This window comes from Xanthomonas prunicola, assembly GCF_002846205.1.
Classification (GTDB): Bacteria; Pseudomonadota; Gammaproteobacteria; order Xanthomonadales; family Xanthomonadaceae; genus Xanthomonas; species Xanthomonas prunicola.
Map to the genome: position 1 here is coordinate 1 of NZ_PHKV01000087.1, position 299 is coordinate 299.

Consider the following 299-nt stretch of genomic DNA (forward strand, 5'->3'; position numbering starts at 1 on the left):
TGTACGCCGCCTTCGTGCAAGACCAACCGGACCCGCTGCCGCCGTTACCGATCCAGTACGCCGACTATGCGCTGTGGCAGCGCCGCTGGCTCGCCGGCCCACTGCTGCAACGCCAGCTGAGCTTCTGGCGTGCGCACCTGCAGGGGGCACCGGCATTGCTGGAACTGCCCACCGACCGCCCGCGTCCGCCGCTGCAAGACTACAGCGGCGACAGCGTGGAATTCGCACTCGATGCCGAGCTGACGGCTGCACTGCGCACGTTGAGCCAGCGTCACGGCACCACCGTGTTTATGACCGTA

1 protein-coding gene is annotated in these 299 nt (G+C 67.2%); it reads left to right on the forward strand.

Annotation, left to right across the window (positions count from 1 at the left end; translation table 11 throughout):
- Window positions 1-299, forward strand: a 299-nt coding sequence (locus XpruCFBP8353_RS23155; RefSeq protein ID WP_133125731.1) for a condensation domain-containing protein, incomplete at both ends; no start/stop codon positions are given.